General features: G+C 56.1%; 15 protein-coding genes and 1 pseudogene. 1 reads left to right on the forward strand and 15 read right to left on the reverse strand.

Features of this window, described 5'->3' with window-relative positions; genetic code table 11:
- The 12 genes from BRO54_RS17205 to BRO54_RS17265 form a co-directional block, all read right to left on the reverse strand.
- A partial coding sequence (locus BRO54_RS17205) for an AAA family ATPase (protein ID WP_139268088.1) occupies positions 1 to 442 on the reverse strand: 442 nt, incomplete at its 3' end.
- A 228-nt stretch (positions 443 to 670) separates the two neighbouring features.
- Positions 671 to 1,411, reverse strand: coding sequence for a ribonuclease III (rnc, locus tag BRO54_RS17215; RefSeq protein ID WP_042381378.1), 741 nt, complete (start codon positions 1,409 to 1,411; stop codon positions 671 to 673).
- 178 nt (positions 1,412 to 1,589) lie between these two features.
- Positions 1,590 to 1,823, reverse strand: coding sequence for an acyl carrier protein (locus BRO54_RS17220; RefSeq protein ID WP_011230691.1), 234 nt, complete (start codon positions 1,821 to 1,823; stop codon positions 1,590 to 1,592).
- Positions 1,824 to 1,883: 60 nt separating this feature from the next.
- Positions 1,884 to 2,627: a 3-oxoacyl-[acyl-carrier-protein] reductase gene (gene fabG / locus BRO54_RS17225; protein WP_042381381.1), complete on the reverse strand. Its 744-nt coding sequence runs from the start codon at positions 2,625 to 2,627 to the stop codon at positions 1,884 to 1,886.
- 4 nt (positions 2,628 to 2,631) lie between these two features.
- Complete coding sequence (gene fabD / locus BRO54_RS17230; protein WP_042381383.1) at positions 2,632 to 3,573, reverse strand: ACP S-malonyltransferase; 942 nt, start codon at positions 3,571 to 3,573, stop codon at positions 2,632 to 2,634.
- 21 nt (positions 3,574 to 3,594) lie between these two features.
- On the reverse strand, positions 3,595 to 4,578 hold the full coding sequence (gene plsX / locus BRO54_RS17235; RefSeq protein ID WP_042381385.1) for a phosphate acyltransferase PlsX: 984 nt from the start codon (positions 4,576 to 4,578) through the stop codon (positions 3,595 to 3,597).
- Entirely contained in the window at positions 4,562 to 5,158 is a 597-nt protein-coding gene (gene fapR / locus BRO54_RS17240) for a transcription factor FapR (protein ID WP_011230687.1), read from the reverse strand. The genes plsX and fapR overlap by 17 nt, the downstream gene beginning before the upstream one ends.
- 300 nt (positions 5,159 to 5,458) lie before the next feature.
- Positions 5,459 to 7,507, reverse strand: coding sequence for an ATP-dependent DNA helicase RecG (gene recG, locus BRO54_RS17245; RefSeq protein ID WP_074044726.1), 2,049 nt, complete (start codon positions 7,505 to 7,507; stop codon positions 5,459 to 5,461).
- On the reverse strand, positions 7,504 to 8,388 hold the full coding sequence (gene sdaAA, locus BRO54_RS17250; protein WP_074044727.1) for an L-serine ammonia-lyase, iron-sulfur-dependent, subunit alpha: 885 nt from the start codon (positions 8,386 to 8,388) through the stop codon (positions 7,504 to 7,506). Before sdaAA ends, recG begins: the two co-directional genes overlap by 4 nt.
- Before the next feature lie 73 nt (positions 8,389 to 8,461).
- Positions 8,462 to 9,124, reverse strand: a complete 663-nt coding sequence (sdaAB, locus tag BRO54_RS17255; RefSeq protein ID WP_042381391.1) for an L-serine ammonia-lyase, iron-sulfur-dependent subunit beta — start codon at positions 9,122 to 9,124, stop codon at positions 8,462 to 8,464.
- 73 nt (positions 9,125 to 9,197) lie between these two features.
- Positions 9,198 to 10,868 carry a DAK2 domain-containing protein gene (locus BRO54_RS17260; RefSeq protein ID WP_074044728.1) on the reverse strand — a complete coding sequence of 557 codons (1,671 nt, stop codon included), beginning with the start codon at positions 10,866 to 10,868 and terminating at the stop codon, positions 9,198 to 9,200.
- A 17-nt stretch (positions 10,869 to 10,885) separates the two neighbouring features.
- Positions 10,886 to 11,248: an Asp23/Gls24 family envelope stress response protein gene (locus tag BRO54_RS17265; RefSeq protein ID WP_011230682.1), complete on the reverse strand. Its 363-nt coding sequence runs from the start codon at positions 11,246 to 11,248 to the stop codon at positions 10,886 to 10,888.
- A 228-nt stretch (positions 11,249 to 11,476) separates the two neighbouring features.
- Here BRO54_RS17265 and rpmB point away from each other — a divergent pair, with 228 nt between their 5' ends.
- Positions 11,477 to 11,662, forward strand: coding sequence for a 50S ribosomal protein L28 (rpmB, locus tag BRO54_RS17270; protein ID WP_031410471.1), 186 nt, complete (start codon positions 11,477 to 11,479; stop codon positions 11,660 to 11,662).
- An 89-nt stretch (positions 11,663 to 11,751) separates the two neighbouring features.
- On the opposite strand, the gene spoVM is transcribed toward rpmB, so the two are convergent.
- From spoVM to BRO54_RS20675, 3 genes and pseudogenes are all read right to left on the reverse strand, one after another.
- Complete coding sequence (gene spoVM, locus BRO54_RS17275) at positions 11,752 to 11,832, reverse strand: stage V sporulation protein SpoVM (protein WP_011230680.1); 81 nt, start codon at positions 11,830 to 11,832, stop codon at positions 11,752 to 11,754.
- A gap of 81 nt (positions 11,833 to 11,913) precedes the next feature.
- The gene (locus BRO54_RS17280) at positions 11,914 to 12,564 is read right to left on the reverse strand and encodes a thiamine diphosphokinase (protein ID WP_042381396.1); all 651 of its coding nucleotides are present in this window, start codon (positions 12,562 to 12,564) and stop codon (positions 11,914 to 11,916) included.
- 108 nt (positions 12,565 to 12,672) lie between these two features.
- Positions 12,673 to 12,780, reverse strand: a pseudogene (locus tag BRO54_RS20675) (ribulose-phosphate 3-epimerase); the annotation flags it as partial.

The raw sequence follows: 12,780 nt of genomic DNA on the forward strand, positions 1-12,780 counted from the left end.
CTTCGACCCGGCCTTGGCCGATGATGGAAAACGCCTCCTTGCCGAGCCCGGAATCGAGAAACAAATCGACGATGTCTTTCAAACGGCACGGCTGGCGGTTGATGAAAAACTCGCTCTCCCCCGAGCGATAGACGCGCCGGGTCACGCTCACTTCCTGGTACTCAAGCGGCAAAAAGCCGTCTTCATTGTCGAGTGTGATCGTCACTTCAGCCACATTGAGCGGCTTGCGCGATTCGCTGCCGGCGAAGATGACGTCTTCCATTTTCGCCCCGCGCAACGATTTCGCTGATTGCTCACCGAGCACCCAACGGATCGCATCGGTAATGTTGCTTTTGCCGCTCCCGTTCGGACCGACGACCGCCGTCACACCAGGGACAAACTCGATCGATACACGGTCAGCGAACGATTTAAAGCCGATCACATCCAATCGTTTCAGGAACATGGTATGACGCCTCACCATCTTTCCACTGTGATCCACCACAAACACCCCGGAGCCATTTTGGGGAACCGGGACGTTCGATCTTTTCATCCTACCATACGAACTATCGAAAAAAACGCCTTTCTTCCCCCGCTCAAGGCGCGCATGTTCATCGAAACACCCATGAGCAGCGTTTGCTCTCCATCCCCTCGCACGTTCACAGAAAAAAGACTGACGTAACAGCGCCAGCCTTCACTGCTGGTCGGCAGCCCGCAACGTTTCGAGCGCCATTTGCGCCGCATGCTGTTCGGCTTCCTTTTTCGAGCGGCCGACGCCGATGCCAAGCTCTTGGCCGTTTAACGCTACGCGGGCGACAAACTCCTTGTTGTGGGCCGGACCTTTTTCCTCCAAAATGGCGTATTCAAGCGTTCCGCTGCCGTCCCGCTGCACCAATTCCTGCAGCTGGCTTTTAAAATCCATCACATGAGAAAAAGCACCTTCATCAATTTTCGGAAACATCGTTTGCTCCAAAAAGCGGATGACCGCATCCATTCCTTGATCCAAATACAAAGCGCCGATGAACGCCTCAAAGACGTCTGCCAAGAGCGCCGGACGCGTCCGCCCGCCGGTCAGCTCCTCGCCTTTGCCGAGTAAGACGAGCTCGCCGAACGACAGGGCGTTGGCAAATTTCACAAGCGACGGCTCACAGACGATGGCCGCCCTCAGCTTCGTCAATTGCCCCTCGCTCATATGCGGGAACTTTTGAAATAAATATTGAGAAACGGTCAGCTCCAGCACGGCATCGCCTAAAAACTCAAGCCGTTCATTGTCTTCGTGAAGCCGCCGCCGATGCTCATTCACATACGATGAATGGGTGAACGCTTGAATCAACAGCTTTTCGTTTCGAAAGGTGATGCCGATTTTTTTTTGCAGCTCTTGAAACTTCGCCCGCCTCTTTTCATAGATGCGCTCTTTATCTTTTTGTTTTGACATAAAAATGCCCTCCGACTTCGTTCCAGAACAAAATGGCCTTGTCTTCTTCTATTATATCCGTTCTCCGGTCCGCTAAGCGAGCGGGAATCGTGCGCTTTTTCCGCAAGGCCCGCCGAGCATCCCTGAAAAAGCAGAGAAAGCCCCGTTCGAAGCAACGGGACTTTGCAAAAAAGCGGCATTACAGACGACTTTTTATGTAGTTCACAGCGTCTCCGACTGTGACGATTTTTTCCGCCTCTTCATCGGAAATTTCCATGTTGAATTCGTCTTCAAGTTCCATGACGAGTTCGACGATGTCGAGCGAGTCAGCGCCCAAGTCGTCCTTAAACGACGCCTCAAGCGTCACTTGCGATTCGTCAACCCCCAGCCGGTCAACGATGATTTTCGTTACACGTTCCAATACGTCTGCCATTGTGTTCACCTCCCTTCATGATTATAGTCGATGGAAGAGAAAAATACTAGCGGCGTTTTGTCATGGCATGACCATGCCGCCGTCAACATGAAGCGTCTGTCCGGTCATGTAGCTCGCGGCGTCGGAAGCGAGGAAAGCGACGACGCGGGCGACGTCATCCGGCTCACCGAAGCGAGCAAGCGGAATTTGTTTTAACATTTCCCCCTTCAGCTCCGGGCTGAGCGCTTCGGTCATATCGGTCGTAATAAATCCTGGTGCGACGGCGTTAACGGTGATGTTGCGGCTGGCGAGTTCGCGCGCCGCCGTCTTCGTCAGCCCGATGACGCCGGCCTTGGCGGCGACATAGTTCGCCTGCCCTGGATTGCCGATCACGCCGACGATCGAAGCGATGTTGACGATCCGCCCATAGCGTTGTTTCATCATCGGGCGCGTTGCCGCCTTCGTACAAAGAAATACCCCTTTTAAGTTCGTATTCATCACGGCATCCCATTCTTCTTCTTTCATCCGCATCAATAAATTGTCGCGCGTAATGCCGGCGTTGTTGACCAAAATATCGAGGCGGCCAAAATGGTCAATCGTCGTTTTCACCATGCGCTCAACATCTTCAGCGCGGGCGACGTCCGCCTGCACGGCGATCGCTTCGCGGCCGAGCGAGCGGATGGCCTCGACAACCTCATTCGCTTTCGCCTCGTTGCCGGCGTAGTTGACGGCAACGTTCGCCCCTTGGCGGGCAAGCTCCAGAGCGACCGCCCGGCCAATGCCGCGCGACGCCCCGGTGACGAGCGCAATTTTTCCTTCGAGCATCGCTTTATTCCCCTTTCAGCGCCGCAACGGTCGCTTCGAAGGAAGCGAGGTCGTTCACCGCATAAACGCGGGCGTTGCGGTCGATTTTTTTCACAAGGCCGGACAACACTTTTCCCGGACCGATTTCGACAAACGTGTCGACGCCAAGCGAAAGAAGCGTGCGCACCGACTGCTCCCAGCGCACCGGCGAGTACAGTTGTTCAATGAGAAGGCGGGCGATGTCCTCTTTTTTCGTCACCGGCTCGGCGGTCACATTGGCGATGATCGGAATGGCGGCGTCACGAATCACCAAACTGTCAAGAACCGCTTTCAGTTTTTCTGCCGCCGGCTTCATGAGAGCGGAGTGGAACGGACCGCTCACCTCAAGCGGAATGACGCGTTTGGCGCCGCGTTCTTTCGCCAGCTGCGCCGCTTTTTCCACTCCGGCTTTCGAGCCGGAGATGACGATTTGTCCCGGGCAGTTGAAGTTGGCGGGCTCGACCGGGTCGCCTTGGGCGGCGATTTCATTTGTCACCGCTTCGAGCGCCTCGGCGTCCATCCCAAGCACCGCCGCCATCGTCCCTTCACCGGCCGGCACCGCTTCATCCATCAGCTCGCCGCGGCGGCGCACCGCGTAAACGGCATCGGCAAACGACATGGCGCCGGCGGCGACAAGCGCCGTATATTCGCCTAAGCTGTGGCCGGCGACATAGTCAGCCTTAAGGCCAGCGCCGTCAACGAGCTGCCATAAGGCGATGCTGGCGGCTAGCAGCGCCGGCTGGGCGTTATATGTCAACGTCAGCTCTTCTTGCGGCCCGTTGAACATGAGCTTGGAAAGCGCGAATCCAAGCCGCTCGTCAGCCTCCGCGATGACGGCACGGGCGCGGTCGTCATGGTCGGCGGCGTCTTTTGCCATGCCGACCGTCTGCGAGCCTTGGCCCGGAAATAAAAAGGCGATTTTCCCCATTTTTGATTCCTCCTTTACCGATTATGCCCGTTCCAGCTCCGCTCTGATCGTGCCGATGACATCATGAGCCACCATCTCTCGCGCTTGGCGGATGGCATGGAAAATAGCATTGGCATCGGACGACCCGTGCGCTTTAATGACCGGAGCATTTAAGCCAAACAGCGCCGCGCCGCCATACTCCGAGTAGTCCATCATCTTTTTCAGCCCGGCGAGCTTCGGTTTGAGGACGGCGGCGGCCAGCTTCGCCGCGACGCCGCTTGTCAGCGTCTGCTTGAGCAAGGAAAAGAGCGCCAAGGCCGTCCCTTCAATCGTTTTTAACGCAACATTGCCGGCAAAGCCGTCGGCGACGACAACATCAGCCACTCCTTGCAGCAGGTCGCGCGCTTCAACATTGCCGATGAAATGAAGGTTCGTTTCCTTGAGCAAGGCAAACGCCCGTTTCGTTGTTTCGTTTCCTTTTTGGTCTTCCGTTCCGACGTTCAGCAAGCCGATGCGCGGGTTTTCGACGCCGCGCACGTTCTTCGCGTACACATGCCCCATCAAAGCGTATTGCTGCAAATGTTCCGGCTTTGCATCGACGTTGGCGCCGACATCCAGAAAGACAAAGCCGCGCCCATCCAACGTCGGCAGCGTCGGGGCGAGCGCCGGGCGGTCGATGCCGGCTGCCCTCCCGACGACAAACAGTCCGGCCGCCATGAGCGCCCCGGTATTGCCGGCGGAAATGCAGGCAGCGGCGCGCCCTTCTTTCACTTCTTCCGCCATGCGCACCATCGACGAATTTTTTTTGCGCCGCACCGCCCGCACCGGCTCATCATCTGCTTCGATCACTTCCTCGGTGTGGATGATCGAAATGCGCTCTTCACTCGTCACATGCGGGCGAATTTTCGCTTCATCGCCAATCAGCGTAATCTCGATGTCAGGGAAATGGGCGGCGGCTCTCAGCGCCCCGCGCACGATTTCGCCCGGGGCATGGTCTCCGCCCATGGCATCAACCGCGATATTCATTGCTGTCCCCATCCTTTTTCTCTATGTTTGAACGGTACATTTCAAACGTCCCGGAAAAGACGAGCTCCTGGCCGACGTAGCTGTTCACCTCGACGATTGTGCGCCCGTGCGCCGTTTTGCCGGTCACTTTCGCTTTGGCTACGACCCGCTCCCCTTCTTTCACTTGGCGCACAAAACGAATGGTCGCTTTCGCTGTCAGCGCCAGTTCATCATGGATGACGGCGACGGCGAGCGAGTTGGCCTGAGCGAACAAATGGTGGCCGCGGGCGATGCGGGTGCGCCGAAAGACGTGCTCCTCTTTCACATCGAAGATCGAAATGGCGCTCGCATCCGGCTCGATGTCAATAATGTCGCCGATCACTTCTTCAAGCGGCAACGCCCGCACTTTATCAGCGAACGACTGGCGGGCGACATTCTTGATGCGCTCACGCAGTTCGGGAATCGACAGCTCAAGCCGATCAAGGCGGATCGTCTGCACGCTGACCGAAAATTTTTCGGCGAGCTCTTCATCGGTGATAAACGGGTTTTCCCGGATCGTCTCCTGCAACAACCGTTGCCGTTCGCGTTTGCTTTTTCTCATTGATTCGTGACACCGTCCGATTTTATGACTAGGTACTAAAAGTAATATATAATATCAAAAAACGAAATGCAAGCACAAAAAATGAAAAGCGGCCACATGCTGTCGGCCGCTGTGGATCCGACGCCCCCGCCAAACGGCTTTCCGCTCTATCCTCAAGGCCCACAAACGAAACCGTCGGACAGGCATCTCTTGCTTCCCCCATCCGAGGGGTGAAAATATAGGCGCAAACTAGCCAAAAAGTGAATCAATCACCATAAAAAACAACGGGGCGCGAATGCGAAAACGCCTCCTTCCTGTCTATTAATCTAGCTTTTCCCCGTCGAGTATGCCGGACGCTTCCAGCTCAGCGCGCAGCCCGGCGTACGCCTCATCGCGCCAAAACGCGGCCGAGGAAACGAGTTTGGCGGCATCGCGGCGGGCGACTTCCAAAATGCGGTAATCATGCACTGGATCGCCGTAGCGGAATTCCGGGAGCCCGCTTTGTTTTGTACCGAAAAAATCGCCCGGACCGCGCAGCTCCAAATCTTTTTCGGCCAACACAAACCCATCGGCCGTTTCCGTCATGATGCGCATTCGTTCTTTGCCGACTTCCGATTTCGGGTCGGCGATCAAAATGCAGTACGACTGGGCGTCGCCGCGCCCGACCCGCCCGCGCAGCTGATGGAGCTGGGCGAGGCCAAACCGTTCGGCGTCGTAAATGACCATCACCGTCGCATTCGGTACATTCACGCCGACTTCAACGACCGTCGTCGAGACGAGCACATGGATGCGGTTTTCGCTGAACGCCCGCATGACGCGTTCTTTTTCGTCGGCCGACAGCCGGCCGTGCATAAGGCCGATCTCATATTTCCCGCGATAATAATGGACAAGTTGGCTATGGACATCGATAGCGTTTTGCACATCCAATTTGTCCGACTCCTCAATGAGCGGACAGATGACATACGCCTGATGACCGCGGCGCAATTCCTTTTCGATAAAATCGAGCACGCGGGCGAACTGATGATGCTTCACCCAATACGTCTCGACTTTTTTTCGTCCGGCCGGCATTTCATCGAGCACCGATACGTCCATGTCGCCGAACGCTGTAATGGCGAGTGTGCGCGGAATCGGCGTCGCCGTCATCATCAATACATCCGGTGCATGCCCTTTCTCACGCAAAATGCGGCGCTGTTCGACGCCAAACCGATGCTGCTCGTCCGTAATGACAAGGCCGAGCCGGCGAAACCGCACTCCTTCTTGAATCAAGGCGTGCGTGCCTACGACGATATCGATCGTTCCTTCTTCCAGTTCGGCAAGCACCTCTTTGCGCCGCTTTCCCTTCACTGAGCTTGTCAAGAGCGCGATAGTCACATCAGTATCGGCAAACAGCTCGGCGAGCGAGCGGGCGTGCTGTTCAGCCAAAATTTCCGTCGGCACCATCAGCGCTCCTTGAAACCCGGACAAAGCGGCGGCGTAAAGGGCGACAGCGGCAACGACCGTCTTGCCAGAACCGACGTCGCCTTGCAAAAGCCGGTTCATTTGCCGCGGCGAGCGCATGTCCGCCAAAATTTCGCCGATGACGCGGCGCTGGGCGTTCGTCAAAGCAAACGGCAATCCGGAAAGAAAGGACGAAAGCCGCTCTTCAGAAAACGAGTGAACGACGCCGCGCCGCTCATCGCGCATCAACCGACGGAGCGCCTGCATTTTCAACTGGTACAACAAAAACTCCTCATAGACGAGCCGGCGCCGCGCCTGATGCAACTCTTCGCGCGTGCGCGGAAAATGAAGGGCGCGGAGCGCTTCTTGTTTGTCGACAAGGCGATAAGCGCGGCGCAAAGCGGGCGGCAGCGGGTCGGGGATGTGCTCGCCAAACTGTTCGAACGCCGCTTTCATCAACCGGCGCATCGTTTTCACCGTCAGCGGGCTGCGCACGGAGTAAACCGGCTCGATGCCGGTGGTCTCCGGAGCCGGTCCGAACCGAAGCTCGTAGGCGTTGATCGTTTGCCGATGCCGGTCCCATTTGCCGATCACCGTCACCGTCTCGTTCAGGGCGATTTTTTCCTTCAAATAGGGACGGTTGAAACAAACGACGGTGATCAAGTAGCGATCGGCCAGCATGCGGAAGGAAAGGCGCGATTTTTTCTTTCCGTAATACGTCAACAGCGGGGCGCTGTATACTTTCCCTTCCACTGTCACTTTTTCTTCATGGCGGACGGCGGCCAAATCTTTTTGTTCGTAATCATCATAGCGGTACGGGGCGTACGCAAGCAGCTCACCGACCGTCGCGATGCCGATGTCGGCAAGCGCCGCCGCCGTCTCTTCACCGATGCCTTTGACCGCCGCCACCGGCTGTTGCATCGCTTCGTTCACTTCGATGCCGCAGAAGCGCCGAAAATGCGGGCCGCAATGGCGCGGCCAGTCGGCGTCGCGGCCAACCCCCCTTGCGCCGTTTCTTTGAGCGCCACCGGCATGGCTGCACCGATGCGATACATCGCTTCAATCACTTCATCGCACGGGATGCGGCTTTTAATGCCGGCTAGCGCCATATCCGCAGCGATCATGGCGTTCGCCGCCCCCATCGCGTTCCGCTTGACGCACGGCACTTCGACCAGGCCAGCAACCGGGTCGCATACTAATCCCAACATATTTTTTAAGGCGATGGCCATCGCTTCGGCCGCTTGGCTCGGCGTCCCACCGGCCAGCTCAACCAGCGCCGCGGCGGCCATGCCGGCCGCCGACCCAACCTCGGCTTGACAGCCGCCGGCGGCGCCGGAAATCGAGGCGTTGTTGGCGACAATGTAGCCAAACGCCCCGGCTGTAAACAAAAACTCAATCATTTCCATTCTTGTCGGCCGCAGCTTCTCTTTCACGGCAAACAGCGTCCCCGGGACGACGCCGGCCGCCCCAGCCGTCGGCGTGGCGCAAATGACGCCCATCGCCGCGTTCACTTCGTTGGTCGCCATGGCTTTGCTGACGGCGTCTAAAATCGTCTCTCCGGACAAAAAACGGCCGCCTGCAATATAGCGTTGCATCCGCACCGCATCGCCGCCCGTCAGTCCGGAACGGGATACAACCCCTCGCAGCCCCTTCTCGACGGCACGCTCCATGACGGCCAAATGGCGATCCATTTGGGCGATAATCTCTTCCCGGCTTCGCCCGCTCACTTCCACTTCTTGACGGATCATCACTTCAGCGATTTTGATGTTGTCCTTTTCGGCCAACGCCACAAGTTCAGCCACATTGCGAAACATTCATGCTCACCTATCCTCTCTCCATTACAGCGATGTCTATCCAAATGCTAACAGACACGAAACCGTTTTCTTCCTAATCAACGAGTTTGGCCACTTGGATGATGTTCGGCAGTTGCTCAAGCTCGCCAATGAGATCATCGGTCAGCGGCTGATCGACTTCGATCGCCATGAGCGCCTCTTTCCCTTTCTCCTTGCGCGACACTTCCATATGGCCGATGTTGATTTTCTGTTTCGCCAACACCGAAGCCACCGCCCCAATCGTCCCGTACCGGTCGTTATGCATAATGAGCAGCGCCGGATGGTGACCGGACAGCTTCAAGGCAAACCCATTCAATTCGACGATTTCGATTTTGCCGCCGCCGATCGAAATGCCGACGAGCTCAAGCTCGCCTTCGTCATCGCCAATCCGCAGGCGCGCCGTATTCGGATGATGCGGAATCGCCTCCTCGGCAGAAAACGAAACGTCCACCGCTTCCTCACGGGCGATCTCAAGCGCATTCGGAAGACGTTCATCGAACGTGTCAAACCCGAGCAGCCCGGCGACAATGGCAACGTCGGTGCCATGCCCCCGATACGTTTCGGCAAATGAGCCGTAAAACGAAATGCGCGCCCACGTCGGCTTTCGGCCAAACAACTTGCGCGCAACCAAACCGATGCGCACCGCCCCGGCCGTATGTGAACTTGACGGCCCGACCATCACCGGGCCAATGATATCAAAGACGCTTTTGTATTTCATCTCCGCTATTCCTCCACAAAACAGAAAAATAAGAAAAATAGAAGGGAATGCTCCCTTCTATTATTCTAACATATTATTCGACGGAAATGATGAATGGATACAGCGGCTGCTTTCCGTTATGCACTTCCACTTCGACCCCGTCATGTTTCGTTTCCAAATAGGCAACGACTGTTTCCACATCGCTCTCCGTTGCGTCTTCGCCGTACAAAATGGTCACGATTTCGCTTTCTTCATCAATGAGCGCATCAAGCAGCCGCTTCGTTACGGCGAGTTTGTCTTTGTCAGCGGCAATAATGCGGTCATCCAATAACCCCATGTAATCGCCCTTTTGAATCTCGATGCCGTCAATCGTCGTATCGCGCACGGAAAACGTCACTTGCCCCGTTTTCACTCGCGACAGCGCCGCCGTCATCGCCCGCTCGTTTTGCTCGACCGATTGCGCCGGATTGAACGCCAGCAACGCCGCCAGACCTTGCGGAACCGTTTTCGACGGGATGACGATCACCCGCTGTTCGGAAAGCTCCGCCGCTTGTTTTGCCGCCATCACAATGTTTTTGTTGTTCGGCAGCACAAACACCGTTTCCGCGTTAGCGAGGCGGATGGCGTCAGCGATTTCTTCCGTGCTCGGGTTCATCGTTTGCCCACCTTCAATGATGGCGTGTGCACCGATGCTCCGAAACAGTTCAGCCACGCCAGCGCCCATGGCGACGGCGACGATACCGTACGGCTTTGCTTCCTCTTTGGCAACACCAGGCAGCGTTTTTGCCTCCTTGCCGACGATGTTGGCATGTTGTTCGCGCATGTTTTCAATTTTAATATTGATCAAGCTGCCGTAGCGTTGACCGTATGTCAGCACCTCACCCGGCGTTTCCGAATGGATGTGCACCTTAACGAGCTCGTCATCAGCGACAACGAGCAACGAGTCGCCGAACTGGCTTAACTCGCGGCGGAACGTTTCTTCGGAAAACGGGTGCTCGGCCAGCTTGTCCGGCTCAAAACGGACCATAAATTCCGTACAGTAGCCAAACTCGATCTCATCGGTATGAATATGGCTTTGCGCGCTTTGATGGTGCACCATTTTCACTAAATCGTCCATCCGCGCCTCAGCGCGTGCGGCGCTCACGATTTCCCCTTTCAGAGCAGCAAGAAACCCTTCATAGATGTATACGAGCCCTTGACCGCCGCTGTCGACGACACCGACTTCCTTTAAGATTGGAAGCAATTCGGGCGTGCGCTGCAGCGCCGCTTTCGCCTCGGCGAGCGCCGCTTCCATCACGGCGATCACGTCGCGTTCTTTTTTTGCCACCTCCACCGCCTTGCGCGCCGCTTCTTTGGCAACGGTGAGGATCGTCCCCTCAACCGGCTTCATCACCGCCTTGTAAGCTGTATCAACCCCAGCCTGCAAAGCGGCGGCGAATTCGAAGCTGTTCACTTGCTGTTTGCCTTCCACCGCCTTGGCAAATCCGCGGAACAGCTGCGACAAAATGACGCCGGAATTGCCGCGCGCCCCCATCAACAGCCCTTTCGCCAGCGCCGCGGCGACGTTGCCGATATGGTCGGAGGCGTTCGCCTTCACTTCTTTCGCCCCGGACGTCATCGACAAGTTCATGTTCGTTCCTGTATCGCCATCTGGAACCGGAAAGACGTTCAGCGCATCGACCGTCTTGGCGTTGTTCGCCAAATGTGCGGCCCCTTGCTGCACCATATCGGCAAATCGTCTTCCGTCAAGCGTCCTCATTGTCACCGGCTAACTCCTCCTTACTACGGGTTTGACACCCGAACCCCTTGAACGTAAATATTGATCGACTGAACCGCCAGCCCGAGCGTCTGATCGAGCGTGTACTTCACTTTCGACTGCACGTTATGGGCGACTTCGGAAATTTTCGTTCCGTAGCTGACGATGATGTACATATCGATATGTACCTCGCCGTTTTCTTCGCGGACAATAACCCCTTTGGAAAAATTCTCCCGGCGCAAAATTTCCGACAGCCCATCGCGAATTTGGTTTTTCGACGCCATTCCGACAATGCCGTAGCAATCGACGGCTGCTCCCCCCGCGATCATCGCAATTACTTCATTGGCAACTTCGATGCGCCCGTATTTCGTTTGCCATTCGATCGACATGCTCGTTCCCCCTTTGCGTATCTCGCACAGCTACCCCTATTGTACTATAACGCTTTCTGTTTTCAAAGCGCTTCCCGTCCGCCCACTAGTATTATTTAGCCGAAAACTGAAATATATGTCAAGGACAGTTTCTTGAAAGAAAACCGCACGTCTATTGCAATCCCTACGGTTGTATGGTAAATTATAATAGTGTTTTTAGAGGGATGTGAAAGCAAGGAGGGAAAAACGATGGCGAAATGCTTTGTGACCGGCAAGAAGAAATCGTTCGGCAACTCGCGTTCGCATGCCATGAACGCCAGCCGCCGCACATGGAAAGCCAACTTGCAAAAAGTGCGCATTTTAGTTGACGGCAAACCGAAACGCGTCTGGGTTTCGGCGCGCGCGCTGAAATCTGGAAAAGTGAAACGCGTCTAACGGCCTAACGAAAAGAAGCCGCCCCAAAAGGTTGCAACCCTCCTTTTGTTCGGCGGCAACAAAAAAGCACCAAAAATGGTGCTTTTTTCTTATCCTTTTTTAAATGCGTTCAACACCGCCCGCACGATTCCGCCTAAAAATCTCGGCAGCTTGATCGTATAAAACTTCATCCCGATTCCCTCCTCACACCGATCATAACGAGCTTCCCGCCATTTCCTTATCCATTATATTCCGTCATAAGCCAAGCGCGACTACGGGCAGCCGGCAAAATCGCTGCTCCTTATCATCATTAATATGCCTTCTGAAAACGAAAAAGTACCGGAAGATTGGATAAGTTCGTTACTAATACATAATGTCGAACCGCGGGAAATATGACAGTTTGTTAGCGGATATTTAAATCCGATAAGCGTAAGCTCTGCCACCGTTTCGGAAATCGGGATGTATGACACATAGCGGTATCGCTCGTCGCGCGCGACCGTATGCACGCCGGGCAGATGGACGGTGAGCACGTTTTGCCGGTCGATGAGTTCAATGGGCCGCCCGGCGTACTTTAACAGCAGCTCAACGTTGCCAAACAAATGGTCAAGCCGCCCGCCGGTCGCCCCAAACAGACGGATGGCCCCATCTGTCTGCCTAACCGCCCAGTCAAGGGCGATCTCCATATCCGTTTTGTCTTTTTCCGCCGGCCAAATGTCAAGCTCCGGCAGCATCTCCCTTAGCCGCTTGACCTCCTCTGCCGGCAGCGAATCAAAATCGCCAAACGCCCGCACCGGACGGAGTCCGAAATCCAGCAGCGCTTTCGTGCCGCGGTCGACGCCGACCCACTGCACATCGCTCCCATCATACGAGCGCAAATCGGGAAGAAGGTGGCGCGGACCGCCGCCGACAATATGAATCAACACATGCGTTTCCCCCTTTCGGCAAGGGCCGAGGCGGCCATCTTCCGTCCTTTTCTTTGCTCTCATCACCCTGCGGCTCGATAAGATGGCAAAAGCGGCGCTGCCTTTTGGCTAGTTGGCGCACGCTTCGCGAAGCGTGCGAATGGCGGCGGCTCGATCCCGTTCATTGTAGATGGCCGAGCCGGCGACAAGCACGCTCGCCCCGGCTTCCACGCAAAG

This window comes from Geobacillus proteiniphilus, from assembly GCF_001908025.1.
GTDB classification, from domain to species: Bacteria; Bacillota; Bacilli; order Bacillales; family Anoxybacillaceae; genus Geobacillus; species Geobacillus proteiniphilus.

Bases quoted from the DNA above. Each gene is read 5' to 3' on its own strand.
- rnc (WP_042381378.1), bottom strand. From the start codon at position 1,411: ATGTCAAAACAAAAAGATAAAGAGCGCATCTATGAAAAGAGGCGGGCG.
- BRO54_RS17220 (WP_011230691.1), bottom strand. From the start codon at position 1,823: ATGGCAGACGTATTGGAACGTGTAACGAAAATCATCGTTGACCGGCTG.
- fabG (WP_042381381.1), bottom strand. From the start codon at position 2,627: ATGCTCGAAGGAAAAATTGCGCTCGTCACCGGGGCGTCGCGCGGCATT.
- fabD (WP_042381383.1), bottom strand. From the start codon at position 3,573: ATGGGGAAAATCGCCTTTTTATTTCCGGGCCAAGGCTCGCAGACGGTC.
- plsX (WP_042381385.1), bottom strand. From the start codon at position 4,578: ATGAATATCGCGGTTGATGCCATGGGCGGAGACCATGCCCCGGGCGAA.
- fapR (WP_011230687.1), bottom strand. From the start codon at position 5,158: ATGAGAAAAAGCAAACGCGAACGGCAACGGTTGTTGCAGGAGACGATC.
- sdaAA (WP_074044727.1), bottom strand. From the start codon at position 8,388: ATGTTTCGCAATGTGGCTGAACTTGTGGCGTTGGCCGAAAAGGACAAC.
- sdaAB (WP_042381391.1), bottom strand. From the start codon at position 9,124: ATGAAATACAAAAGCGTCTTTGATATCATTGGCCCGGTGATGGTCGGG.
- BRO54_RS17265 (WP_011230682.1), bottom strand. From the start codon at position 11,248: ATGTCGATCGAATGGCAAACGAAATACGGGCGCATCGAAGTTGCCAAT.
- rpmB (WP_031410471.1), top strand. From the start codon at position 11,477: ATGGCGAAATGCTTTGTGACCGGCAAGAAGAAATCGTTCGGCAACTCG.
- spoVM (WP_011230680.1), bottom strand. From the start codon at position 11,832: ATGAAGTTTTATACGATCAAGCTGCCGAGATTTTTAGGCGGAATCGTG.